The sequence below is a fragment of the Paenibacillus sp. FSL H7-0323 genome (assembly GCF_038002725.1).
Classification (GTDB): domain Bacteria; phylum Bacillota; class Bacilli; order Paenibacillales; family Paenibacillaceae; genus Paenibacillus_AQ; species Paenibacillus_AQ odorifer.
Genome location: NZ_JBBODB010000001.1, coordinates 5,280,598 through 5,306,534 on the forward strand (window position 1 = coordinate 5,280,598; position 25,937 = coordinate 5,306,534).

Genomic DNA, 25,937 nt, shown 5'->3' on the forward strand with positions numbered 1-25,937 from the left:
TACTCCAATTATTATATAGTTATGTCTGCATACCAACAAAAAAAGCCATGCCCCTAAATAAGGGAACATGGCGTATACTCGGAAGCATTATCTTGTCGGCAGACAGAGAATGTATTGCAATCTGGATTTAATTTCTTTTTGCCATTTCAAATCTCCAACTTTAACGGCAAGATTGAGCAGATCCAGATAATCGTCAACCTGTAATGTTGTTCGGGTAGAGGTAACGTTCATGGGTGATCAGTCTCCTTTTAACTTAAATATAGTAAATTGAAATTATTAACGCTTATAATAATGATAATCATTATCAACGTTTATCGTTATTGCTATTATCCACATTTTCTATGTAAAAAGCAATATAAAAATCAAGACTTCGTAACTTTTATCATTTACAAATAAAAGAGTCCATCGAAAGATGGGGATTTGCGTATAATGTGTGGTTTTAGGAAAGAATTAGCAGGAATCTTACCATATTTTGTCGAATACTTTTTAGAATAATGCTTTAAATTCTAAATTTTAGCAAAAAGGGGAATTGGGCAATGAAGCGGTGCACAATGTTGCTTCTGATTATTTTTCTGCTTTTGCTCGTACCTCCTACAGCCGCTCACGCCGAAAGAGAGGATATAAGGTACCAAGTAGAACTGGAATATCCACCTTATAAATATGTAGAAAACGGGTATTTGACCGGGTTTGATATTAATTTGAGCACGATGATTTTTGAGAAGCAGGATTACCTTATTCACTACAGTACTGGGCAATGGGATGAAGTATACAGTCGGCTGATTCAAGGAGATATTGAGATAGCAGGTCTTATGGCAATTACGGAGTCGCGTAACCAAGAGGTGTTATTTTCAGATCCAGTTATTAAGAATTATATTTCCATCTATGCAAGGCGAGAGCTTGAGGATGAGATCGATTTAAAGACGTTGGGAAGTTATAAGATTGGGTTAGGGAATGGACAGTATTCTGCAACCGTGCTGAACAGCAAGGTGGGGATTACAAATTACATAGAATATGCAACGACTCCTGAAGCTTTGAAGGCTTTAGAAAAGGGGGAAATCGACCTTCTATTTGAGAATCAGGAAGTGATTGATTATCTGATTGCTGAACAGAAATTGAAGGGGAGTATTATCAAAAAAATGAGCAATCTCTACCCTAGGGATGTCGCTTTTGCAATAAGTAAATCCTCTCCGGAGCTAGTGACTTATGTTAACGAGAGATTGGATCGCCTGCATCGTTCAGGTGCTTTTGAAGAGCTGTATCAGCACTATTTCTTCGTTCATTCAGATTATTATAAAGTTATGATGCGCAATAGATTTATTGTGGGAGCCATTATTCTGCTCGGCCTTCTGATCATTAGTGCGGTTTTGCTAAAAATGTATATTAATCACTTACGGCGGGCGGTTTATTCGGAACAGCAATTTTTTGAAGATGTAATAGAGCATAGCGGTATGGTGGTTTGGGCTGTGCAGGCGGATAAAAAGGTAGTTCGGTTTAACAATTACGCTGAGCGAATGACGGGCCTATGCGAGAATGAAGTAGTGGGCAAAAACATTGAGGATATAGAGGGGCTGACAGGCAGTACGGCGGCTATTCGGAATCTGTTGGAAAGGGCCGTACAGCTTGACTATGTTGATAATATCGAGCATAAACTTCCAGACAATTCGCCAGCAGCGCGGTATTTTTCATTTCGGACCACCTTGTTGAAAGGATTGGATAAGCAGGCAGCTGATATTTTTGTGCTTGTAGGAGTGGATATCGATGAGCGCAAACAAAATGAGCTAAGGCTTCAGCAAAGTTATGAGGAACTGGAAGCTACTTACGAAGAGCTGTCAGCAACAGAGGTCGAGCTACAGGAGCAATTTGCTAAGCTGCAAGTAGGTGAACGACGGTTCAGTCTCGCGACAGAGGGTTCTGGTGCATACATGTGGGAGCTTGATTGGGAGACAGGACTGTATAATCTATCGGATCGCTGGTACAAGCTCATGGGCTATACGGAGGATGAAATCAATTCTTTCGAAAATGGGGTGCTTAGTATTATTCATCCCGATGACCAGCCATCATCCCAAAAGGCAAGACATGATCATCTGGCAGGTTTAACACCTATCTACGAGACGGAATACCGCATGCGGACCAAAGATAATCAGTTCGTCTGGTTTGAGGTAAGTGGTAAAGCTATCGTTGATCCAAAGAATGAAGTTGTGTTATTTATCGGTTCGCTGATTGATATTAGTAAGCGCAAGCAGGTAGAGCTAAAGCTGAGCAACAGTTATCAGGAGCTTGAGGCAACCTATGAACAGCTTACAGCCACACAGCAGGAGCTTGTAGAGCAATACGATATGCTGGTGGAGAATCAAAAACACATGCATCGTCTAGCTTATGTGGATGAGCTTAGTAATCTACCCAACCGTGTATGTCTACTGGAATCTATGGAGAAATATCTGCAATGTTCAGGAGGCAAGGCGGCGCTGTTGTTCGTAGATACCGATAATTTTAAATACATCAATGATACCTTAGGGCATAAATCCGGTGATGTTCTTATTCAGAAGGCTAGCAAAAGGCTGCAGTCGGTGGTGCGGGAAGGAGATATGCTCTCTCGGCTCGGCGGGGATGAATTCGTGATTTTTATTAAGGATATAGAAAACCACGAGGATGTGCTAGACCTGGCGGAGCGGATCATGAGAGCGTTCAGGCAGTCCTTTTTAATCGGAGAGAGTTATTTGTACGTTTCCGTAAGCATCGGAATTTCCTTTTATCCGGAAGATGGGGAGACCACCGAGCAAATCTTAAAAAATGCGGATGTCGCTATGTACCGGGCAAAAGAGGATGGTAAGGGGACTTATGTAGTATATGACAAATCTATGCATACTGCGTTTAATGAACGGATGAATATAGAGAAACATTTGCGCAGTGCCATGAATAATAATGAGTTTGAGTTATATTATCAACCGCAGGTGGATATCCAGTCTGGATTAATCTCTGGTTTTGAGGCTTTAATACGCTGGAATAGTCCAACGCTGGGCTTTGTATCTCCACTTTCCTTTATCAAAATCGCCGAGGATTCCAGGCTGATTATTTATATTGGAGAATGGGTGCTTAGGGAATCGTGCATCTTTATGAAGGGCATTCAAGATCGTATGGGCATTCCTTACAAGATATCAGTTAACATTTCCATTATTCAACTATTGCAGGATGATTTCGTCGAGATGGTGCAGGAAAGTCTGGCTGAAAGTGGGCTAAAGCCTAGTTGTCTTGAACTGGAAATCACCGAGTCTATTTTTATGGAATCGTTTGAGAGTATCGTGAATAAGCTTCAATTCCTCAAATCCCAAGGCATTCGTATTGCGCTGGATGATTTCGGAACGGGATACTCATCTCTTAGTTATTTGCAGCAATTGCCGATTTCTACGCTTAAAATGGATAAAACCTTTATCGATTCGCTTTCGGAAAAAGCTTACAGCCAGTCTTTTGTGCAGACCATTATACAGCTGGGCCACAATATGGGGCTGGAGGTCGTTGCGGAGGGAGTGGAAGAGATCAGCCAGCTGGATTTCCTCAGAAAATCGGGCTGCGATAAGGTACAGGGATATCTGGTTAGCAGACCTGTTCCGAAGCAGGAAGTGGTGGAGCTTTTGGAACCGCAGAAGCGTTACGGAATATAGCAGTGGATACACAGCCCTCATCACAAGGTGGGGGTTTTTGGTATGAAATGCTTCTGAAATTAAGGCTTTGCAAAAGAAAACAAGCTCCGACAGATAAACAGTGTCTGTGGAGCTTGTCACTAGCTGATGACAATTTTGTTCTTCCCGGTGTTTTTAGCTTCGTAAAGTGCATCATCAGCCTGCTGAAAAGTAGAATTTTTGGAGTCTGCACCTGTGTAATCATGCATCCCGATACTGACGGTTATGCTTTTCCCTTCCATTTCGGCAAAAGGGGTATCGGCGACTTTGGCTAGAATTTGTTGCATGATTTCATAGGATTGCTCAAAGGTTTTGGTTGTCAGAATGACAATGAATTCCTCGCCCCCGTACCGCGCGGCGAAATCATCAGGACCGATATACTCGAGCAGGATCGCTGCGACTTTTTGTAATACGATATCTCCAACGGAGTGTCCATAGCAATCATTTACTTTTTTGAAATTATCGATATCCATAACGGCAAGCTGCATGGAGAATGGATTACTCTGCTGATGCTCGATTAGCCAACCCAAATATTCGTGAAAAGTCTTGTGATTATACAGATCAGTCAGGGGATCTATCTTAGATAGACGATCCATGATTATATTCTGAATGCGTAATTCCTGTTCTGACTTGACGGAGTTCTGCAGGGATTGCATCAAATCACGTCCACGAACGATTACTGCAAAACCTGCCAAAGCAGTGCCTGCAAAAATAAGAGCGATAATGATTGTTTGGGTGATCGGAAAGTACTCGTGAATGGATGTCTTGGTGAATAAAATGATCGTGTACAGTAGAGAAATAGCAGAAGTGGCTATCATATAACTGCTCTTCAGATAGATCATCGAGACTAGTAGCGGGAACAGCATAATTAATGATTTAACATGCAACTCATCGCTGAGATTGACGATAATCAAAACCGCAAATAGATGGCTTGCAACCGTAATGGCGAGTTGGGCCCACAGAGGCCTCCATCTATAGATTACTTCTAGAATAATGATCAAACTCACTATGATGGAATCAGAAATCAACGAGTGCTCAATATAATCGTTCCTGGTTGGGGTTTCCGGACGCTGGCTCCATAAGGATAGAGAAACAATGAACTGAATACTTAAATACACAATCAGGATGATCCAGAATGAATTGAGAAGCACACGATTCCAATAGGTCTGACGAGGAGTTTGAGGTGTGGCGCGCATAATGTGATCCTCTTTTCCAGTGGCAATATGCTTATATATTCGACAATAAGCTCAGGTTTCCTCTTGATGGCTTTCTTGGAAGCGGGAGATCAACAAGCATCTTTATAAGGGGAGATTGCCTGGCCCGGGGAATGATTGATCGAAAAGGAATACTATAGAAAGTATTTCCTTTAATTAACTCTGCTGATATAATGTTAGAATACATAACATCAATCGAGTGGAGTGGAAGTAAAGATGCAGATCCGTCGAAACCAGATTTTCGTAGTCGTCCTGTTGCTTCTTGTCAGTGTGTACAGCTTATTGATTGATATGCTCTGGATGCATAAGCTGGTGATTATTCTGCTTATGGGTTCTCTAGGATGGTTCTCGCTGAATACATCCCGCTACGGTTATCGCAAAGAAGCGCTGCTGAAGGATTCACAGAACAAAGTGGAGCTTCTTGGCAATGAGATTGTAGTTACCTCGGATCGGCTGCATGGTGCGCTTGAAGAAATCAGTCGCCATACAGAGCAGCTGCAGCAGACAGCAGATTATTCACACGCGTATGAAACGGATTTAAGGATTCGCAGCAACGAAGCTAAAGCCAATATTGAAGGGGCCTATCAGACGATGGGCGGTGTAGCCTCAGTTACAGCACATATTGAAGAATTGACGGAAAAACTAGGCTCGAATATGCAATATGCTCGGCAAGGAATGACAGCAATGGTAGATTCCCTGAGCATTGCAGATGTGGTGATGAAGGATCTGCAAACACAGAGTGGGGACATGTTAGCTAAGTTTACTGCCCTGAGTAATCATATTGCGATGGTAGAGGAGATTAATACATTGATTAACTCCATTGTGAATGAGACCTCGTTGCTCGCGCTGAATGCTTCTATTGAAGCGGCCCGGGCCGGTGAACAGGGCCGCGGATTTGCAGTAGTGGCCAGCCGGATTCGGCAGCTGGCTGATCAAAGCAAGAGCTCGGTAGACCGCTCCTCAGGCATCTTGCTTGACATTAATAATGGAGTACAGCAGGTGCTGGAATCCGTTACGAAAGAGCAAGTCTCAGTGGAGCGTGGGGTGAACGAGGTCGGCACGGTGAAGCTTCGACTCGATGATATCGCGTCGAGAGTAGATGAAGTAGGCAGCGCCGTGACGGAAACAATCGATGCTGCCGCGAAGCAGGGCAAGCTGATTGTAGAAGTGACAACGGAGCTGAGCGGTGCGGTGGCTATCGTGAATGAGACGATTGCCAATGTAGACCTTACGCTTGAGCAGGTGACACGGCAGCGGGACCAGATTGGGCAGCTGAACGAAGTCAGCGCCAATCTGTTAGCGGAGTCGCAATCCTTGCAGCAATCGGTTACTAGCATTGCGGGCAGAGCGGAAATTGAGATGAGCCAATATGCAGCCCGGCTTCAGGAAATGCAGAGTCTCTTGGAGACAATTTCCGCCAAGGAAGAACTTTACGCTCCAGATACTGAAGTTCATCAAGGTGTTTTGAACGCTTACATTAAGAAAATTCCAGATGTACAAGCCATTTGGTCCAATCGGACGGATGGAACCTTTATCTACTCCGAGCCAGCGGCTGGCCTGTTGAATGCTAAGCGGCGTGATTGGTGGAATGGGGCCATGAATGAAGGTGAATATGTCTCTAAACCTTATGTATCCGCGATTACGAAACGTTCTTGTATTACATTATCTAGAGCAATCCGGAATCGTCAGGGAGATGTAGTAGGCGTGGTTGGTATTGATTTAGCGGTGTAATAAAACAACAGCAGCAAGCCCTTCTGTAGCAGAGGCTTGCTGTCTTTTTTATTCCGATGCTAACACAACTTAGCTTTAGGTAGCGCTGACCTGCAATTGCTTCCACGTTGCCTGCCAGTTTTTTTGTGCAATTCGTTTTTCATAAATAGGGAGTAAGTTCGGATTATTGTTGAAATGAGGGGTAGCCCGTAACACTACATTAATAACATCTGCAATCCCATGCGGAGCGGTTAGGATAACTTTACCGTATTCATCTAAGGAAAGCCCAAGCGCTGTAGCTGTTTCCGGAAACTTGGAGATGGCATCTACAGATGACGTATAGGGCGCAAGGTTGTTAATGGTATGCATTCTTGCTTCATTCTTAACGGACCATGGCACATGGGGATTTAAATTTCTTAGTTTTGCCTCCCATTGCTTTTCCACTTCCTCATGAAGATTGCTGCCGTCATAATAAATAACATCAATATCTGGCAAAGGGGTCCGCTCTTCAAAGCCATGTAAGGTATCCCAGATTTTTGAACGTACAAACCCAGCACAAACCCACCAGTCAGGTAACTGTAGCGATCTGGCATTTTCTAAAATATCCATCATCCAGGGATCATTATGTACAAGCTGAATGATATCTGCCTCGTGTTCTATCTTGTGCAAACTGCCACCTCCGAATATTCATGCTTCCAATCTGTTAATATCATACAACAAGAGTTTCAATAGAGGTATAAAGGGACAGGCTGAATGGACAGAGGCATGAACTATCTTTATAATGAATCGACATCGAGACCTTTGGAGGCGGTGACCGTGCAATATACGTTTACTATATTACTGCAATTGTTGGAAAGAGCTGCGTTATTGCTGATGTGTCTGTTTGTATTGACTCGTCTGCCGCGGTTTAAAGAGGTTTTTCAAAAAGGGAGTTACGCTCCGCAAGAGCTTGCTATTGCAACGATGATCTTCAGCTTATTTGCCATTTTCGGCACTTATAGCGGGATTAATGTGGAAGGTTCGCTTGTGAATGTGAGAATTATCGCCATCGTATCTGGCGGGATTTTGTTCGGGCCATGGGTTGGACTTATAACAGGCATCATCTCAGGGGTTCACCGTTTTCTGATTGATATCGGAGGGGTAACCTCTCTTCCTTGTCTGATTACGAGTATCACCGCGGGCATAGTGTCTGGGATAATCTATCGCCACACCTCTGGTGAACGTCGCTGGATAGCAGGGATTTTGGCGGGAATGGCCTGTGAGGCACTGACGATGCTGCTCATTCTAGCGATGGCTCAGCCGATGTCGCTGGGTGTGGATATCGTGTCCAAGATCGCTTTTCCGATGATTATGAGCCAGATTAGTGTCGGCCTGATTGTTGTGCTAGTGCAGAGCGTGGAAGGTGAGAAGGAACGGATCGCGGCTAAGCAGTCCAAGCTGGCGCTTGATATTGCCAATAAGACCTTGCCGTATTTTCGCAATATTAATCAGGAGTCGCTGCACACCATCTGCCAGATCATCAAAGAGGATATTGGTGCAGACGCTGTAGCGATTACGGATACTCGGTTTATTCGTGCCTATGTTGGCGTGGGTGAGGAGGATTATGAGACAACTAACGATATTATCAGTGAGGAAACTAAAGTAACGTTGTCCAGTGGTGAAATTACCATCCGTAACGATGATAGTGATTACGTGAATCCGCAGATCAAGTCGCTGATCATTATTCCTTTGAAGGAAAAGGGTGAGGTGACGGGATCGCTCAAAATCTATTACACCAAAGCCCACAAGATTACCTATTCGCTTCAAGCTATGGCCGTGGGTCTGTCACAAATGATCTCTACCTTGATGGAAGTGTCGCGGGTGGAAGGCATTAAGGAAATGGCGAACAAAGCGGAGCTGAAGGCACTGCAGACCAGCATTAACCCGCATTTTTTGTTCAATGCACTGAATGCGATTGCGTCCTCGATTCGAATTAATCCGGATAAGGCACGCGAGCTGATTGTGAATCTGTCCGGTTATATGAGATACAATCTGGAGCTTACCGATGAATTCATTGATATCAAACGAGAGCTACAGCAGGTCCAGCAATACGTAGAGATCGAAAAGGCGCGTTTTGGAAGCCGGCTTAACGTGCTTTATGATATTGATGAGGTTCAGGTTCGAATTCCGAGTCTGATCATTCAGCCGCTTGTAGAAAATGCGATTATACACGGCATACTGAAGGTAAGAGGGACAGGAACAGTAACGATTTCTGTAAAAGACCACGGGGATACCGTACGGGTGGGCATTCGCGATACCGGAGCTGGCATCAGCGAGGAAACGATAGAGAAGGTCTATACTGGCGATATGCCGGAGAATAAAATCGGGCTGTTTAATGTACACCAACGGGTAAAGCTGATCTATGGGACTGGACTTACCATTCAGAGATTGGATAAAGGGACGAACATCTTTTTTGATGTTAAAAAGGAGGACCAATGAGAGCGATCATCGTAGAAGATGAAGAGCTGGCAAGACAGGAGCTGGCTTATTTAATAGAGACGCACAGCGGGATCGATATAACGGCACAGTTTGAAGATGGGCTGGACGCGCTTAAATTTTTGCAGAGTGATACGGTAGATGTGATTTTTCTGGATATTAATATTCCTTCCATCGATGGGGTGCTGTTGGCACAAAATATCAGTAGATTCTCGGTAAAACCCTACATAGTGTTCATCACTGCGTATAAGGAGCATGCCGCTGAGGCGTTTGAGATTGAAGCTTTTGACTATATTCTTAAGCCTTATAGCGAGGTACGCATCAAAGCCATGCTGCACAAGCTGGAAAATGCGTTTGCCAGCCGTGGACGACAGGGGGAAGAAGAGCGTAATCCGGTCAGTGACAAGGTTAATCTGTGGAAAAATGAAAAGATTATCGTAGTGAATGCCGACGATATTTATTACGCCTCCGCGCAGGAAAAAAGTACAAGTGTGATGACTAAAGGTGAGGAATACAGCATGGCACTTAGTATTAGCGATTTCTTTCAGCGGCTGCCGCAGGATCGTTTTTTTCGCTGCCATCGTTCCTATATTGTTAACCTGTCCAAGATCAAGGAAATCATCCCGTGGTTCAACAATACGTATTTGCTGCGCCTGCATGATTTAGGTTTTGAAGTGCCGGTAAGTCGTAGTAAGGTAAAGGAATTCAGGCAGATTATGCGCTTATAAATGCAATTCATTCTTCATTTCCGTCATCTCATGCCGGATTTCTCTCAACATCGGCTGGTTTAGCTACAATAAAGAGGCGATAGAAGCTCTTGTAGCAGACAACGAGAGAGAAAGAAGGAAAAGACCATGACTACGACAATGGACAGCAAAAGCACCAAACGGTGGCTAATCGTATTAGGTACAGTAATTATGCAAATGGGCCTAGGTACCATCTATACATGGAGTTTATTTAATGCGCATCTGGTAACAAAATTTGGCTGGGAGCTTAACTCCGTTTCGATTACTTTTTCTATAACGAGCTTTGCACTCGCTTTCGCGACTTTGTTCGCAGGGAAGCTGCAGGATCGTTTCGGGCTTCGCCGTTTGACTGCTACTGCTGGGATTGTGCTCGGACTAGGATTGATTCTTAGCTCTCAAGCCAATTCACTCTTCATGTTCTATTTATTGGTTGGGGTGATCGTTGGTTTTGCGGATGGGACAGCTTATATCACTTCATTATCTAATTTAATTAAATGGTTTCCGAATAATAAAGGTTTAATCTCCGGCGTGTCCGTTGGTGCTTATGGAACGGGGAGTTTGATCTTTAAATATATTAACGGCGGGTTGATTGACTCAGTGGGTGTGTCTAATACATTTATGTATTGGGGTTTGATTGTTATGGGCATGATTGTAATCGGTTCCTTGCTCGTAAGAGAAGCTCCGGTTCAAGCGGCCCCAGCACCAGCGGGTTCAACGACAGCTACAGTAATGAGTTCACCGAAAGACTATACGGTCAAAGAAATGCTGCGGACAAAAGAAGCTTATCTGCTATTTATCATCTTTTTCACCGCTTGTATGTGTGGTCTGTATTTGATCGGTATTGTAAAAGATATCGGCGTGCAGCTGGCTGGACTTGATGTACAGACAGCAGCTAGTGCGGTGGCTATGATTGCGATCTTTAATACAGCGGGACGTTTAATTCTGGGTGCTTTATCTGACAAAATGAGTCGCTTGAAGCTGGTAGGCGCATCGCTTGCTGTAACTGCGGCGGCTATGCTGACCCTCAGCTACGCGACCCTGAATTTCGGACTTTTCTTCACTTGTGTAGCAGCCATTGCGTTCTGCTTTGGCGGGAATATCACGGTGTTCCCCGCCATTGTCAGCGACTTCTTCGGACTGAAAAATCACAGTAAGAACTACGGAATCGTTTACCAAGGTTTTGGTATTGGTGCCCTTTCCGGTTCGTTTATCGCCGTCTTCCTAGGCGGATTTAAACCAACCTTTGTTATCTTTGGCCTCTTGTGCCTGCTGGCCTGCATCATCGCGGTTTCTCTGAAACCGCCAGTGGCGAAGTCGAAAGAGAAAAAAGCGCTGCGTCTCAAAGCAACGGAACGTACGGCTTAAGATGTAATTGAAGCTAGAACCAGGCAGTGATTCTCCCGTTAGTGGAGAATCGCTGCCTGGTTTTTTTGATTTGTGGTGGCTTGCTGAGCTGTGGCTTGCTGAGCTGTGACTTGTTTGGGCGGATTATCTTCAATTGGGAGAAGGAGTTTTGCTGGGATCTGAGAAGTAACTGCATTCTGTGCAACTATTCCGTATGAAATAGTGAATCTTCGGATTTTAGTTGTATTCTGTACAACTAAAATCTCGAGATGTTGCTTAGAGGCGAAAAAACCAAGGAAATAGTTGCACCAAATACAGCTATATCTAATGGTGGCGTGATGCGTGAAAAAATAGTTGTATGAAATACAGTTAAACGTGACTACCCTTGCACCAGCACCAGCACCAGCACCAGCACCAGCACCAGCACCAGCACCAGCACCAGCACCAGCACCAGCCCCAGCACCAGCACCAGCACCAGCACCAGCACCAGCCCCAGCCCCAGCCCCAGCCCCAGCACCAGCACCAGCACCAGCACCAGCCCCAGCACCAGCACCAGCACCAGCACCAGCACCAGCACCAGCCCCAGCCCCAGCCCCAGCACCAGCACCAGCACCAGCACCAGCCCCAGCACCAGCACCAGCCCCTACATCAGTACCTACATCAGTACCTACATCACTACGAGCACCTATACCAGTACCTGCATCTATACCAACATGTGTGTGCTTGCACCATCGCTTTTGCTATCCCTTTCCCTTCGGCTCTCTTTTGCGTCTAAACATTGCCTCTGTTACTGCTCAATATAGTTACTTAGAGGGTAGATAGATTTGTCGGACGTACAGCGGATTTTTTGTAACTAGGTAAGCAAGTACATCAATAGGAAAATGTGGTCGAAGCAGTGTTGGATATGACCTGATTCTTGCGGAACTCGGATGGGGACATCCCGCTAAGTTTATTGAATATGCGGTTGAACTGGGAGAAGCTGTTGAATCCAGATTGCCCGGCGATCTCGGAAATCTTCAGGCGGGTGTAGATCAGCAATTGCTGGGCATTACGGACCCGGGTCATCTGAATATATTCTGTCAGCGTGGAGCCGGTAATTAACTTAAATTGGTGTGATAAATAATAGGAGCTGATAAAGAACTCTTTAGCGAGGAAATCAAGGGACAACTCGCTGTTGTAATGGCTATGGATGTATGCGGTGATCGAGTAGATTTTTTGCATAATGGCATTTCCGATCTCCTCTGGGACATAGCTGTTCTGGTCTCTATGCTGGTATAAAGCACAGAGGAACTGTTGGAAAAGGCTGTGAATCAGTACTGGATTTAACGGTGAAGTGCTGTGTGATAAGGTGAAGATAGCGTTAAGAGGATCAAATACGGCTTTGCGCAACTCTTTTGGCAAACGGTAGATCGGTATTTCTTCCCAAAATGAGAGAAACATACTTTTGTAAGCGTTCTCTAAACCGGGTATATCTTTGGGCATGGCGAAGTTTATGATCAGCCGCTTAAACGGCGGCCCTTCCGGATATTGTGTCTTATGCATCCGATAAGGACGCAGGAGCACGATGTCATACTGCTGGAGGGCGCAGACATTCCCATCGATAATATGAGTGGCTCGGGAATCCATTAAGATATGAATCTCGTAAAAATCATGAAAATGCTGAAACTCCATATTGATATCGTGAGAACGCTGGTCATAATCAAAATAATAAAAAAGGGGATCAACGGGCGTGTTGATACGTACGCTATACCCTTGTTCGTACAGTAAGTCGCTTTCAAGCAAATGCTCTCACCGCCTTATTCTGTAATATGCACTTATTATAGGTTCAGAAAAGCAAGATTTGCAATATATGAGGGTTATTACAGCAAATATAAAGTAGTTTTTGTATGGAATGGTTTGATATATTACGGGTGAATGGAACTACCCAACATGAGGGAAGAACCAAAATAGCAGGCGAAGGGGCGGGAAACAGATGAACAACAGCATGATTAGTAAAGTTGAGATCATTGAAAAGCTGAACCGCGTGACGGATAAGCTGCTGAAGCTGGAGCGGCCGGAAAACGAAGTAGAACTGCAAAATTTAGGGGAGGATGCGGGACGACGGGGGTATTTTGCCCGTGATTTTGGCATGGAGGAATGGGATTGGCCGCAGGGAGTGGGGCTTTACGGACTTCAAAAGCTTGAGCAGCATTTCAAGGATGAGCGTTATCAAGAATATGCCAAGCTTTGGATGAGCAAGCAACTGGGCAAGGGACTGCCGAGCCGGAATATCAATACAACAGCGCCGTTGCTGTCATTAATGGAACTGAAGGAAGCGGAGGAATTAAGCCTGGAATGGGTGCAGTGGTTGATGCATGGCCTGCCGCGGACGGAGGAGTCTGGTTATCAGCATGTCACAACAGGAGCGAGCGAGGATGAAGTTACGCTCAATGATAATGAAATCTGGATTGATACGTTATTTATGGCTATTTTGTTCACGGCAAAAATGGGTGTGAAATACGATAATTCCGCATGGCGGCAAGCGTCGCTTTACCAACTGTTGCTGCATATCAAATACCTTTATGATAAAAAGACGGGGCTGTTTTTTCATGGCTGGCATTTTGGCGGCCGGCATAATTTCAGTGAAGCCTTCTGGTGCCGGGGCAATAGCTGGTTTACACTCGGCCTGCCTGAATACCTGGAGTTGATGGGGCCGTATCTGGACAGTGGAGTGTTTGAATATCTTCAACAGATCCTGAACGCACAGGCAACAGCTTTATTAGCCTGCCAGAGCGGAGACGGATTATGGCATACGCTGCTGGACGACTCTAGCAGTTATACTGAAACGTCAGGCTCAGCAGCTATCGCAGCGGGTATTTTGCATAGCGTACGCAGGGGGTTGTTGCCGGAATCGTATGCAGATCATGCCCTGAAAGCGATCCGGGCGGTGCTGGACAGAATTGACGATGAAGGCACGGTGCTTGGTGTATCCGGCGGCACTCCGATTGGTGCTGCAAAAGAAGATTATAAGGAAATCATTATTGCCCCTATGGCCTACGGACAGGCCATGGTTTTAGTCGCACTAGGTGAAGCGTTACATTACTGTTGAGGAGGAGTAGATAGCTAAGGAGAGAGTTAAAAAAGCTGGAGAAATATTTGCTTGTAACTTCACTTGTGCTTGGAGTATACTATTTTCGGGATGGTTAAGCGCTTACCTCAAAGGAGGATAAGCAAATATGGTAAATCCGATCGTAGTTGGCATTATTGGGGCAGGCAGAATTGGCCGGCTTCATGCAGATAATCTGCGTGTGATGCCGTCGTTTAAGTTGAAATCCATTGCGGAGGCTGTGGTAAGTGAGGAATTGCTGGTCTGGGCAGAGAGCCGGAATCTTGGCTCTGCATTTGTGAATGGGCAAGACATTCTGAATGACCCTGAAATCGAGGCTGTGTTTATCTGCACACCTACGGATACCCACGCCTCTTGGATTGAGCTAGCAGCCCGGGCTGGAAAACATATTTTCTGTGAAAAGCCGATCAGCCTGTCGTCAGAGTTTACCCACCAGGCACTGAAGATAGTGGCGGATGAGGGTGTATTGCTACAGGTCGGCTTCAACCGGCGAATGGACCCTAGCTTCCGCAAACTTAAGCAACTGGTTCAATCAGGAGAGCTAGGCAGTCCACATATTGTGAAGATCACATCACGTGATCCGCAGCCTCCGGGTGAGGCTTATGTGCGGTCTTCCGGCGGGATGTTTATGGATATGACGATTCACGATTTTGATATGGCCCGTTATCTGATGGGTGAGGAAGTAACAGAAGTTTATACCCGAGGTGCCAATCTCGTTGATCCGATGTTTGGGCGCTGCGATGATGTGGATACAGCTGTCATCACGCTGACCTTTGCCAGTGGCGCAATCTGCGTCATTGATAACAGCCGTAAGGCTGTATATGGTTATGATCAACGCGTGGAGGTGTTCGGTTCCTGCGGCTCAGCCACCGCCGATAACTGCCGTCCAACAACTGTAGAAGTTTCAACCGCTGCTTCGGTCACACGCGATCAGCCGCTTCATTTCTTTCTCGAGCGGTATAACCAGGCTTTCGTGGAAGAGGTTGCCGCATTTGCCCGGGCAATCCGCCTGCAGGAGCCTATCATTTGCAGCGGGCTTGACGGGCAACAGGCGGAACGGATTGCCGAAGCCGCTAAGGAATCCTATCTTACCGGGCTTCCGGTCAAGTTGTCTTCTTGTGCCGGAGAGGGAATATCGGCAACACAAGCTTTGTAAGCGGATGCAGATGCTGAAGGAAGATGGGGGAGGTCTGTGAAGATGTCCAATCTAATCATAAAAGCCGGAGCACCCGGCAAAGATGGACTTGTAGCGGCAGTTAGCAAGGAGAGCGCTGGATGGGAGTATGTAGGTTTTGAAGTGTACCAGCTGCAGGTTGGGGATACGCTGAGCCGCAGCGCGGAAGGGAATGAAATCTGTCTGGTGCTGCTGGCGGGCAAGGCGGATGTGAGAGCAGGCGCCCAGTTGTTCGCCGGGATCGGTGAACGTATGTCTGTATTTGAGGATTTGCCGCCGTATGCGGTGTATATTCCGGCGGGAGGGCATTATGAAGTTACGGCCTTGACGGAGCTGGAACTTGCGGTTTGCCTTGCACCAGGAACGGGCAAATATGCGCCGCGTTTGATCGCTCCGTGCGATACTGTGGCCGAAGCCCGCGGTTCTGGCAGTATGTCACGGCGAGTGGTCAACATTTTGCCTGAGCAGAGTGAAGCCGAGAGCCTGCTGGTCGTGGAAGTACGTACGGGTGGCGGCAATTGGTCCAGCTATCCTCCGCACAAGCATGACTGTGACAATCTACCTGCTGAGTCTTACCTGGAAGAGACATACTACCACCGGGTTAACCCGGCTCATGGTTTTGTAGTGCAGCGGGTGTATAATGACGATCGCAGCCTTGATGAGACGATGGCCGTGTCTGACCGCAGTATTGTATTGGTTCCGGAGGGCTATCATCCTGTATCGGCTCCGCCGGGTTATGATTCTTATTATCTCAATGTGATGGCAGGTCCGGTCCGCACATGGGTTTTTCATAATGATCCGGAACATGAATGGCTGTTCGAGATGCAGCAACACCAGAAGGATAAGAAGAAATAGTGTAGCAGCACGCACGAAAAGGGGGCTTCCGCAAGGCGGAGGCTCCTTCTTTGTGTCGATGTATTGACCAAATGATCGCCACAGTAAGAGAGTCTCTTGCACCGCTGAATAGACACTGTCAGAAGAGTTCCTTATAATCTAGGTATAGGATTGTACGAACGTAAAGGCGGGCTCACTAACGATGAAACCTACGATATATGATGTGGCACGGGAAGCGGGAGTCTCCATCGCTACGGTGTCCAAGGTGTTGAACAAGAACGGGAGAATTAGCGATAAGACACGGGAGAAGGTTCATCGGATCATGGAGGAGCTGAATTACCAGCCGAGTCTGGTGGCCTCTGCGCTGACGAGTCGCCGAACGGGAACGATTGGGCTGATGATTCCCGATATTTCCAACCCTTTTTTTGCTGAGGCGGCCCGAGGTATTGAGGATTACGCTCAGGAGCAGGGAAGCGACTTGATTGTATGCAGTACTGACCGGGATGATGAGAAGGCGGCCCGGTATATCTCACTGCTCCTGCGTAAACGGGTGGACGGTATAATCATTGCTTCTCATACAGGGAATCCAGATATGGTCCGCCGCCTGCTGGCTGATCACGTACCGCTTGTGTTATTTTCGGCTGATATCCGGATGATGGAGAGCAACAGCGTCACGGTGGATGACTATAAGGGAGGCTATCAGGCGACAGAATATCTGTTGTCCCTGGGCCATCGCAGGCTCGGCATTATCTCTGACAATTTACCGGGGAGTAAGCTGCGCGTGGAAGGCTTTATGGATGCGCTCAAGGCAGCGGGTGTTGGCTTTGGCAATCCGGCTAATCTCACGCATACCTCAGCCACACTGGAGAACGGCCGCAAAGCGGCTGCCGCGATGCTGGCTCAGGCGCAGGAAGACCGGCCGACCGCCATATTCGCCTGCAACGATCTGCTCGCGATTGGGATATTGAAGGAGGCGCGCAGCGCAGGCTTGTCAATTCCCCGTGATCTGTCCGTAGTGGGTTTTGACAATACAATGCTGGCTGAAATTTGCCATCCCACCTTGACCAGCATTGCTCAGCCTCTGCGTGAGATGACGGAACAGGCGATGATTCTGCTGAACGAATCTATCGACAATCCCGATAGTCCTAAGCGCAAGATCATGCTGATGCCGGAACTGATAGTCCGCCATTCCACCGGACCGGCACCGCATTAGGAAGACACAAACTCTACAAACGGAGTAAGAACGCCGACTCCTATCTGAAGACCTGTACTTCGCTTAGCGGCGAGGGACAGGTCTTTTCTTTGTTTTTTTCTGATACATGGGTTCAGATCCAAATTCGTTTAAGTTCAGGATTGCCAAACTCCAATTTCTAAACTATACTAATGGAAATTAGGTTAAGCGCTTAACCCATCCCCCGATGATTGTTGTATCTCATTAATCTATTTTACTGAAGTTTTCTCAAGGAGGCGTCATAATGAACGGTTTACAGTTCGATCCTGCACGACCGCTGGATTTAATCGCTGTCGGTCGGCTCTGTATTGACTTGAACGCTAATGAAACCGGAAGACCAATGGAAGAGACACTGACGTTTACCAAATATGTCGGCGGCTCTCCCGCCAATATCGTAATTGGAGCAGCACGGCTAGGGATGCGCACTGGCTTTATCGGTAAGATATCCGATGATCAGATGGGCCGTTTTATCCGAACTTATCTGCAACGGAATGGCATTGACGATAGCCAGGTGCGCGTTGACCAGACTGGTGCAGTGACTGGGCTTGCTTTTACTGAAATAAAGAGTCCTCAGGAGTGCAGCATTCTGATGTACCGGGATCATGTGGCTGATTTGCTGCTGAGTACGGAGGAGATCTCGGAAGAGTATATTCGGAAGTCCAAGGCACTGCTGATCTCAGGTACTGCACTGGCACAAAGTCCGTCCCGTGAGGCTGTGTTTGTCGCTTTGGAGTTCGCCCGCAAGCACAATGTTACTGTATTTTTTGATCTGGATTATCGCCCCTATACTTGGAAGTCAGCCGCAGAAACAGCGGTCTATTATAATCTGGCAGCTGAGAAATGCGATTGTATCATCGGTACCCGTGAGGAATTTAATATGATGGAGAGCCTGTACAATGTTACAGATGCAGATGACGAAGCAACAGTTAACCGCTGGTTCTCGCACCAAGCAAAGCTGGTCGTTATCAAGCATGGCGGGAGTGGTTCAATCTCCTACACGGCGGATGGGCAGAAGCATCGGAGCGGTATTTTTCCCGCTAAAGTATTGAAGACATTTGGAGCCGGAGATTCTTACGCCTCAGCCTTCATTCACAGTCTAATGCGGGGAGAAAGCGTCGGTGAGGCCATGCGCCGCGGCAGCGCGTCGGCATCCATTGTCATCTCCCGCCACAGCTGTTCGGATGCCATGCCAACCTTGGACGAATTGGAAGCGTTTTTATTGTCTAACGAGGAAATCACTTCAGGTGCAGAGTAAGTAGGCAGAGGTTGGAGAGGACACAACTCAAACAACCCCAGATCGAATAGCTATGCAAGATTAGATTAGATTCGCGGGATCGCATTAATAGAGATGAAGGAGTGAGTAGAATGGCACAGCAAACCGTGCAAGTGCTGAACAACTATATTGACGGGCAGTGGGTAGAGGCGGCTACGGAGCACTCAGAAACGGTATACAATCCAGCGTCTGGAGAGGAGATGGCAAGGGTTCCGCTGTCCAGCAGAGTCGATGTTGATCGGGCGGTGGCTGCGGCAAAGGCGGCTTTTGCAGGCTGGTCCAAGACACCGGTACCGCGCAGAGCGCGGATCTTGTTCAAATATCAGCAGCTGCTGGTGGACCATTGGGATGAACTGGCGAGGACGATCACGCTGGAGAATGGAAAAAGCTTCAAAGAGGCCTACGGAGAGGTGCAGCGCGGCATTGAGTGTGTGGAATTTGCGGCAGGTGCGCCGACGCTGATGATGGGCCGGCAGTTGCCCGACATCGCGACAGGCATCGAGTCTGGGATGTATCGCTATCCCATCGGTGTAGTCGGCGGGATCACACCGTTTAATTTTCCAATGATGGTGCCTTGCTGGATGTTCCCGTTGGCCATCGCCTGTGGGAATACCTTTGTGCTGAAGCCCTCCGAACGCACACCGCTGCTGGCAGCACGTTTGGTCGAATTGTTAGAGGAAGCCGGGCTTCCGAAAGGTGTGCTCAATCTGGTTAACGGTGCGCATGAGGTGGTAAACGGCCTGCTGGAGCATCCTGATGTGAAGGCGATTTCCTTCGTTGGCTCACAGCCAGTGGCCGAATATGTCTACAAGAAGGGAACGGCGTGTTTGAAGCGGGTTCAGGCGTTGGCAGGGGCGAAAAATCATTCTATTGTGTTGGCAGACGCGAACCTTGAGGCTTCAGCAACACAGATTGTCAACGCAGCCTTCGGCTCGGCGGGAGAGCGCTGTATGGCTTGCTCCGTGGTAACGGTGCAGGAAGAGGTTGCTGATGAGCTGATCTCCATCCTCCTGCGTGAATGTGAGCAGATGACCATCGGCAATGGTTTGGACGACGACACGTTTCTTGGGCCGGTTATCCGCCAAAGTCATAAAGACAAAACGGTCGCTTATATTGAACAAGGCATGGCCGAGGGCGCTAAGTTGCTAAGAGACGGCCGGGCGGATGCTGCGGTGCAGGGACAGGGTTATTTTATCGGCCCAACGTTGTTTGATGGAGTGACCCGGGAAATGAAAATCTGGCAGGAGGAAATTTTCGCGCCTGTCCTGGCAGTGATCCGTGTCAAGGATGTAGAAGAGGCGATTGAAATTGCCAATACCTCTCGTTTTGCCAACGGGGCTTGTATTTTTACGAATGACGGCGGGAAAGTGCGCTATTTCCGGGAAAATATCGAGTCAGGCATGTTGGGTGTCAATGTTGGAGTGCCAGCCCCGATGGCCTTTTTCCCTTTCTCCGGCTGGAAGGATTCCTTCTATGGCGATCTGCATGCGAATGGAAGCGACGGGGTTGAATTTTATACACGCAAAAAAGTCGTCACTGCCCGCTGGCAGTAACAAAAACGGCGAAAGGGAGGTTTCACGTGGATACGATTAGATTAACGACGGCGCAGGCGCTGGTGAAATTTCTGAACCAGCAATATGTGGACTTTGGCAATGGACCCGAGCGTTTTGTACACGGTATATTCACCGTTTTCGGCCATGGCAATGTACTTGGACTGGGGCAGGCACTTCAGGAAGCGCCGGGTGAGATGACGGTCTATCAGGGGAGGAATGAGCAAGGAATGGTGCATGCGGCGACTGCCTTTGCCAAGCAGAGCCGCAGACGGCGAATCATGGCCTGCACCGCTTCGGTAGGACCGGGTTCAGCTAATATGCTGACAGCCGCTGCCACTGCGACGGCGAATCAGATTCCCGTGCTGCTCCTCCCCGGCGATACCTTTGCCACCCGTCAACCGGATCCGGTACTTCAGCAAATGGAGCATACCTACAATCTGTCGATAACGGTCAACGATGCCTTCAAAGCGGTGAGCAAATATTGGGACCGGATTTATCGGCCAGAGCAGCTGATGACGGCATTGCTGAACGCGATGCGTGTGCTGACTGATCAGGCAGATACCGGGGCAGTTACGATTGCGCTGCCGCAGGATGTGCAAGGGGAGGCCTGGGACTACCCACTTGAGTTCTTCCGTAAGCGCATCCATCGGATCGTTTCCCGTACTCCGCATCCGGATGAGCTTGCTGCGGCAGCTGATCTTATTGCCAGCAAACAGCGACCTCTGCTGGTCTGTGGGGGTGGAGTCCGGTATGCGGATGCAGGAATGGAATTACGTGCGTTTGCGGAGAAATTCGCCATCCCATTCGGTGAGACGCAAGCTGGAAAAAGCGCCGTGGCAAGCGACTGTGCCTACAATCTCGGTGGCATAGGAGTTACCGGGAATGGCTGTGCTAATACGTTGGCCGCAGAAGCGGATCTGGTGATCGGTGTGGGTACCCGGTTTACGGACTTCACGACAGGTTCGAAGAGTTTGTTCGCCCATCCCGAGGTGGAGTTCCTGACAATTAACGCTTCCCTTTACCATGCCTCCAAGCTGGATGCGCTGGCTGTGGTCTGTGATGCTGCCGAAGGTCTTAGGGCGCTGTCTGCTACGTTGGAGAAGCGCGGTTACCGCACCGCTTATACAGATGAAATTGTAGTGGCAAAAAAGGCATGGGAAGTGGAAAGAAAGCGTCTATCTGACGTGGAGTATACGGTGAATCAGGAGGCAGATCGTCCAGATCGTTCTTCAGTTTCCTTCGTGCCGGAAGTTGCCGGACATCTTGATGAGAAGCTATCTGAATATGCGGCGAAGTTGAACACTTCGCTGGCGCAAACACAGGTACTAGGGATCCTCAATGAATATCTTCCGAAAGACGCCATTGTGATAGGAGCCGCAGGCAGCTTACCGGGCGACATGCAGCGGATGTGGAATTCCACTGTGCCGGATACTTACCATATGGAATATGGTTTTTCGTGTATGGGGTATGAAATCTCCGGTGCACTCGGTGTGAAATTGGCGGAGCCGGACCGGGAGGTATATGCATTGGTGGGCGATGGCAGCTATCAAATGCTGCATTCGGAACTAGTGACGAGCCTTCAGGAGAACAAGAAGATCAACGTCATTCTGCTGGATAACATGGGGTTCGGCTGTATCAACAACCTGCAGATGGAGCAAGGACTGGATAGCATGGCGACTGAATTCCGCTACCGGGGCCCGGAAGGTCAGCTGAGCGGCGAACTGATAGGCATAGATTATGCAGCAAGTGCCGCGGGATATGGAGTGAAGACCTTTCGTGCGTCAACGGCTGAGCAGCTGCGTGACGCTTTGAGGGAGGCTCAGCTGCAGGATCGTTCCACCCTAATTGACATTAAGGTGCTGCCCAAGACAATGACACATGGTTACGGAGCCTGGTGGAATGTTGGTGTTCCAGAAGTGTCCGGCAGTGAAGCCGTTCGGGCTGCCTACGAGCAGAAGCTTGAACAGCTTGGAAAGGCCCGCAGTTATTAGTATTAGTAATACTGTGAAACGGAAGGGGTAGAATCGAGGATGTTCAAAGAACATGCGGTCAAGCTGGCGATTGCTCCTATCGCTTGGACTAATGATGATATGCCTGAACTGGGAAAAGACAATACCTTTGAACAGTGCATTAGCGAAATGGCGCTTGCCGGGTTTCAGGGAAGCGAGGTGGGCAACAAGTATCCACGCTCTCCGGAACGGCTGCGCCGGGCACTTGAGCTTCGTGGACTTGAGATTGCCAGCGCTTGGTTCAGCGCGTATCTGACTATGCGGCCATATGAGGAGACAGTGGAGGCTTTTTGCGCGCATCGTGATTTTTTATATGAGATGGGTGCGAAGGTGATTGTCGTCTCAGAGCAAGGACGGAGTATTCAGGGACAAATGGATACGCCGCTGTTTACTAATAAACCTGTATTCACAGAAGCGGAGTGGGCCGCACTTGCCGATGGACTGGGTGGGCTTGGCCGGCTGGCTGCTGAAAAAGGTATGGAGCTTGTATACCATCATCATATGGGGACAGGGGTGCAGACTGGGGCCGAAATTGCTAAGCTAATGGAGCTCACGGAACCGGAAGAGGTGTCTCTGCTGTTCGATACCGGTCATCTAGCTTTTGCCGGTGAGAATCCCTTAGAGGTGTTGCGCATCCACTTACCTCGGATTAAACATGTCCATTTAAAGGATATACGTCCGGAGGTTGTTCAGCGTGTGCTGCGTGATCAGCTCAGTTTTCTCCAGGCTGTAAAAGCGGGCGCATTCACCGTACCTGGCGATGGATGTATATCCTTTGCGGAGATTTTCAGCGAATTGGCAAGTTACTCTTATACGGGATGGTTTGTAGTGGAAGCGGAGCAGGATCCGGCACTTGCCGATCCGCTGGAATATGCGATCAAGGCGCGCCGTTATATCAGAGATCTGAGTGGTTTATAGGCCGAGGAGGGCTACCACTTGGTGCTTGGCGGCTGCTCGGACAGATTTATATGCGGGGGTTCACGGCTATGGCTGTGCGCACCTCGCCTTTTTAATGAGCAGGTGTAAAATACGAATGGCTTCGTTGGTCGGGCTCATGTTGTATGTGTTATAATGGCAGCAAATTAGGCGGAAGAGTTTCCATTTCCATGATGGTGCAGCCAAATATCTATGAACTACTCGTGCATTAACGGCTGAACCGTGGCCGGGTATCCTAACGGTTGTACAGAGGGGGTTATCTATTGTTCCGTTCCTGGTATCGCCGATTGCTGCTGTCCTATTTTCCTATTTTTTTGCTTACTGTGACGATACTGATTTTTGCCTCTTTTGTATTTATTAATGATATTTCACGAATGGAAACCAAAAAAGCGGACCGTATCACCGCCAGCTATCTTATGGATAATGTGGACCGAACGATCAAGGAAGCTGAATTGTCAGTGCTGGAGGCTGCTGAACGCAGCGATGCTTATAAACGTTATTTTAACAATCAAGGCCAGATTGATATGGCGACCGTCTACGCTGTTGCCCAGAATCTACGCAACCTGACGCGTGAATCGCCCTATATTCAGTCCATCTATCTTTATGACAAGAGAAATGAAAGCGTTTTAACAGAAACTGGATTAAAGGACCTTTCAGGATTTGTAGACGAGGATTGGATTGGCCGCATCACCTCCGGCTCTTTATCGGAAGGCTGGCAGCCTGTTAGGGAATACAAAGATGAATTTCAGCGTACGTCTATACGTGTGCTTACCATAAATAAAGGTATGCCGCTGCCCTTCGGCTCGGAGGGAGTGCTCGTAATTAATCTCAAAATGAGCGGAATGGAACAGATCGTCGACGGTATGGTCAATGAACAGTTGTCCTTTCTGACCATCTTTGGCGCAGATGGACAGGTGGTCTATCAGGCGCATTCGGACAGTGAAGGTGCCAAGAATGGGAAGCAGTTGAACACTTTATATATGGAAAGGCTTGGCTGGACGTTTACCAGCGGGATCAAAACGGGCAGTCTATTCAGCTGGGTGTCAGTGATTTCTTACCTTTGGGTAGCTATTGCCTTAGGTACGGTTGTGTGCGCGATTTTTTACCTGATCTATGTTACGCGGCGGAACTATAAGCCAATTCAGGTGATTATGAACCGGATTGAAGGTCATCAAATTCGCAAGCTGGACCAATCCAGCGACAGACCGGACGAAATGATGCTCATTGACGGGGTGCTGGAAGATCTAATCAACCATATGACGGATTATGATAAGAAAAGCAGAGAGAATTTGCTGTTACAGCGCAGCAAGCTTTTCAACGATCTCTTGCAAAGCGAGCGGTTGGACAATGTCGTTCAGCGGATGGAAGAGCTGTCGCCGCTCTCCGGAGCTCATTCCACAACCCGCTTTATGGTTGTGCTAAGCGAAATCAACCGCTACGACAAGGTTTTTCAAGATCGGTATACAAGGGGCGATCAGAACACGCTTAAATTTGCCCTGATGAATGTCTTTCAAGAATTGGCGCGGAGTGCGGAATTGCAAGCTTGGGCGGAGTGGATAGGGACTGACCGGGCGGCAATTCTCTTCCTGACCACAGGAAGTGATGAAGAGATGGCAGAGAAAATCCGTGTATTCGCTGAGGACTGCCGCACCTGGGTGGAGCAGAATTTGCGCCTCTCCTTAAGCTTCGCTATCGGGCCAGTGGCGGCTGGGCCAGGGGAGATCCGGGATTCCTATGCGGCAGCGGAGAATGTGATGCAGCACAAGCTTTTAATGCATGAAGACATCGCTTTAACGGAATTTGGAGAAACGCGCCAGCCGCTTCTTGAGACATTCAAGTATCTACAAATGATTGCCGAGTTTGTTAAGCAGTTCCGGATGTCGAGCGGCCAATGGCGTGAACTGCTGGAAGGTGTTTTTGATGGTTTTAAACAGGATTATTTACAAGATGATGATATTCGCTCTCTAATTCAGGCCATGTTACAGATGCTGAGCCGGGAAGTGGCTGTCATGTCTGAGCAGCTGCAGGATGAGCTGTCAGCAGAAAATGCGGAGAAGCAGCTGAAGCGGCTGGAAGAGGCAGAATCCATAGATGAAATGAAGGGGATTTTGTTTGAGTATTTGACTGATTTATTCCGCACTTATGTTTCTGTCAGTGAAACTAAAAGCTACCGGGCGATGGTAACCGAGATGAAGAATTATATTGAAGAGAATTTTACAAATCCCGATCTTTCCCTAAAGCATTTGAGCGACCGGTTTCAGGTATCCGGCAAATATGCCAGCTATCTATTTAAAACAGAATTTAAAATGAAATTTGTTGATTTTCTTACAGAGCTACGCATGAAGGAAGCCGAAAAGCTTTTAGTGGAAACGGAATGTTCGCTGCAGGATATCGCACTTCAGGTGGGGTATGCGAATGCAATTACATTCGGCAGGGTATTCAAACGAGTATTAGGAATCACGCCGGGTGACTACCGTTCTTTAAAGCGCGGGCGCGGGACCTCCAGACTATAGGCTGCCGACTTTATTAATCCAATAGCACGTGAACAATAGTTTTTATAACCGCATCTGTGCACGCCAACCTCTATGATGAGGGCGCGAACACCGATGCGGTCTTTATTTTCACACTTTTGAAAGCGGTTTATTCTACGAAAAT

General features: G+C 47.7%; 19 protein-coding genes. 14 read left to right on the forward strand and 5 right to left on the reverse strand.

The genetic code is table 11. The features are described 5' to 3' along the window. Positions 1 to 87: 87 nt before the first annotated feature. Positions 88 to 231 (reverse strand): hypothetical protein, encoded by a 144-nt coding sequence (locus MHH89_RS23820; RefSeq protein ID WP_167348483.1) that lies wholly within the window; start codon positions 229 to 231, stop codon positions 88 to 90. Positions 232 to 536: 305 nt separating this feature from the next. Here MHH89_RS23820 and MHH89_RS23825 point away from each other — a divergent pair, with 305 nt between their 5' ends. Continuing rightward, positions 537 to 3,659 (forward strand): EAL domain-containing protein, encoded by a 3,123-nt coding sequence (locus MHH89_RS23825; RefSeq protein WP_076219205.1) that lies wholly within the window; start codon positions 537 to 539, stop codon positions 3,657 to 3,659. 119 nt (positions 3,660 to 3,778) lie between these two features. Here the strand turns inward: MHH89_RS23825 and MHH89_RS23830 are convergent, their stop codons facing one another. Continuing rightward, a complete protein-coding gene (locus tag MHH89_RS23830; RefSeq protein ID WP_076124680.1) occupies positions 3,779 to 4,873 on the reverse strand; it encodes a GGDEF domain-containing protein in 1,095 nt (364 codons plus the stop codon). A gap of 234 nt (positions 4,874 to 5,107) precedes the next feature. On the opposite strand from MHH89_RS23830, the gene MHH89_RS23835 reads away from it, so the two are divergent. Continuing rightward, the gene (locus MHH89_RS23835; protein ID WP_076307959.1) at positions 5,108 to 6,622 is read left to right on the forward strand and encodes a methyl-accepting chemotaxis protein; all 1,515 of its coding nucleotides are present in this window, start codon (positions 5,108 to 5,110) and stop codon (positions 6,620 to 6,622) included. A gap of 75 nt (positions 6,623 to 6,697) precedes the next feature. On the opposite strand, the gene MHH89_RS23840 is transcribed toward MHH89_RS23835, so the two are convergent. Then, on the reverse strand, positions 6,698 to 7,213 hold the full coding sequence (locus MHH89_RS23840) for a nucleotidyltransferase family protein (RefSeq protein ID WP_076124758.1): 516 nt from the start codon (positions 7,211 to 7,213) through the stop codon (positions 6,698 to 6,700). 261 nt (positions 7,214 to 7,474) lie between these two features. On the opposite strand from MHH89_RS23840, the gene MHH89_RS23845 reads away from it, so the two are divergent. The 3 genes from MHH89_RS23845 (at position 7,475) to MHH89_RS23855 (ending at position 11,187) form a co-directional block, all read left to right on the forward strand. Continuing rightward, positions 7,475 to 9,079 (forward strand): sensor histidine kinase, encoded by a 1,605-nt coding sequence (locus MHH89_RS23845; protein ID WP_341088823.1) that lies wholly within the window; start codon positions 7,475 to 7,477, stop codon positions 9,077 to 9,079. Then, positions 9,076 to 9,804, forward strand: coding sequence for a LytR/AlgR family response regulator transcription factor (locus MHH89_RS23850; RefSeq protein ID WP_076275969.1), 729 nt, complete (start codon positions 9,076 to 9,078; stop codon positions 9,802 to 9,804). The genes MHH89_RS23845 and MHH89_RS23850 overlap by 4 nt, the downstream gene beginning before the upstream one ends. A 138-nt stretch (positions 9,805 to 9,942) precedes the next feature. Beyond that, the gene (locus MHH89_RS23855) at positions 9,943 to 11,187 is read left to right on the forward strand and encodes an L-lactate MFS transporter (protein ID WP_076185694.1); all 1,245 of its coding nucleotides are present in this window, start codon (positions 9,943 to 9,945) and stop codon (positions 11,185 to 11,187) included. A 358-nt stretch (positions 11,188 to 11,545) separates the two neighbouring features. Here MHH89_RS23855 and MHH89_RS23860 read toward each other — a convergent pair whose 3' ends face one another. Beyond that, complete coding sequence (locus tag MHH89_RS23860; RefSeq protein ID WP_341088313.1) at positions 11,546 to 11,797, reverse strand: hypothetical protein; 252 nt, start codon at positions 11,795 to 11,797, stop codon at positions 11,546 to 11,548. 239 nt (positions 11,798 to 12,036) lie between these two features. Continuing rightward, a complete protein-coding gene (locus MHH89_RS23865; RefSeq protein WP_341088315.1) occupies positions 12,037 to 12,948 on the reverse strand; it encodes a helix-turn-helix transcriptional regulator in 912 nt (303 codons plus the stop codon). A 190-nt stretch (positions 12,949 to 13,138) separates the two neighbouring features. Here MHH89_RS23865 and MHH89_RS23870 point away from each other — a divergent pair, with 190 nt between their 5' ends. The 9 genes from MHH89_RS23870 to MHH89_RS23910 all read left to right on the forward strand — a co-directional run bounded on the left by MHH89_RS23870 (position 13,139) and on the right by MHH89_RS23910 (position 25,795). Continuing rightward, positions 13,139 to 14,254, forward strand: coding sequence for a glycoside hydrolase family 88/105 protein (locus MHH89_RS23870; RefSeq protein ID WP_076282357.1), 1,116 nt, complete (start codon positions 13,139 to 13,141; stop codon positions 14,252 to 14,254). 127 nt (positions 14,255 to 14,381) lie between these two features. Then, positions 14,382 to 15,428 carry an inositol 2-dehydrogenase gene (gene iolG, locus MHH89_RS23875; protein ID WP_341088317.1) on the forward strand — a complete coding sequence of 349 codons (1,047 nt, stop codon included), beginning with the start codon at positions 14,382 to 14,384 and terminating at the stop codon, positions 15,426 to 15,428. Between the two features lie 42 nt (positions 15,429 to 15,470). Further along, a complete protein-coding gene (iolB, locus tag MHH89_RS23880; RefSeq protein ID WP_076219003.1) occupies positions 15,471 to 16,301 on the forward strand; it encodes a 5-deoxy-glucuronate isomerase in 831 nt (276 codons plus the stop codon). 181 nt (positions 16,302 to 16,482) lie between these two features. After that, the gene (locus MHH89_RS23885) at positions 16,483 to 17,493 is read left to right on the forward strand and encodes a LacI family DNA-binding transcriptional regulator (RefSeq protein ID WP_076282355.1); all 1,011 of its coding nucleotides are present in this window, start codon (positions 16,483 to 16,485) and stop codon (positions 17,491 to 17,493) included. 262 nt (positions 17,494 to 17,755) lie between these two features. Further along, positions 17,756 to 18,766, forward strand: coding sequence for a 5-dehydro-2-deoxygluconokinase (gene iolC, locus MHH89_RS23890; RefSeq protein ID WP_076124667.1), 1,011 nt, complete (start codon positions 17,756 to 17,758; stop codon positions 18,764 to 18,766). Between the two features lie 110 nt (positions 18,767 to 18,876). Further along, positions 18,877 to 20,337, forward strand: a complete 1,461-nt coding sequence (locus MHH89_RS23895; protein WP_076282354.1) for a CoA-acylating methylmalonate-semialdehyde dehydrogenase — start codon at positions 18,877 to 18,879, stop codon at positions 20,335 to 20,337. Positions 20,338 to 20,363: 26 nt separating this feature from the next. Beyond that, on the forward strand, positions 20,364 to 22,328 hold the full coding sequence (gene iolD, locus MHH89_RS23900; RefSeq protein WP_076282353.1) for a 3D-(3,5/4)-trihydroxycyclohexane-1,2-dione acylhydrolase (decyclizing): 1,965 nt from the start codon (positions 20,364 to 20,366) through the stop codon (positions 22,326 to 22,328). A gap of 39 nt (positions 22,329 to 22,367) precedes the next feature. Continuing rightward, positions 22,368 to 23,264: a myo-inosose-2 dehydratase gene (gene iolE / locus MHH89_RS23905; RefSeq protein WP_076282352.1), complete on the forward strand. Its 897-nt coding sequence runs from the start codon at positions 22,368 to 22,370 to the stop codon at positions 23,262 to 23,264. Positions 23,265 to 23,545: 281 nt separating this feature from the next. Beyond that, entirely contained in the window at positions 23,546 to 25,795 is a 2,250-nt protein-coding gene (locus tag MHH89_RS23910; protein ID WP_076124660.1) for a helix-turn-helix domain-containing protein, read from the forward strand. Positions 25,796 to 25,937 lie beyond the last annotated feature (142 nt).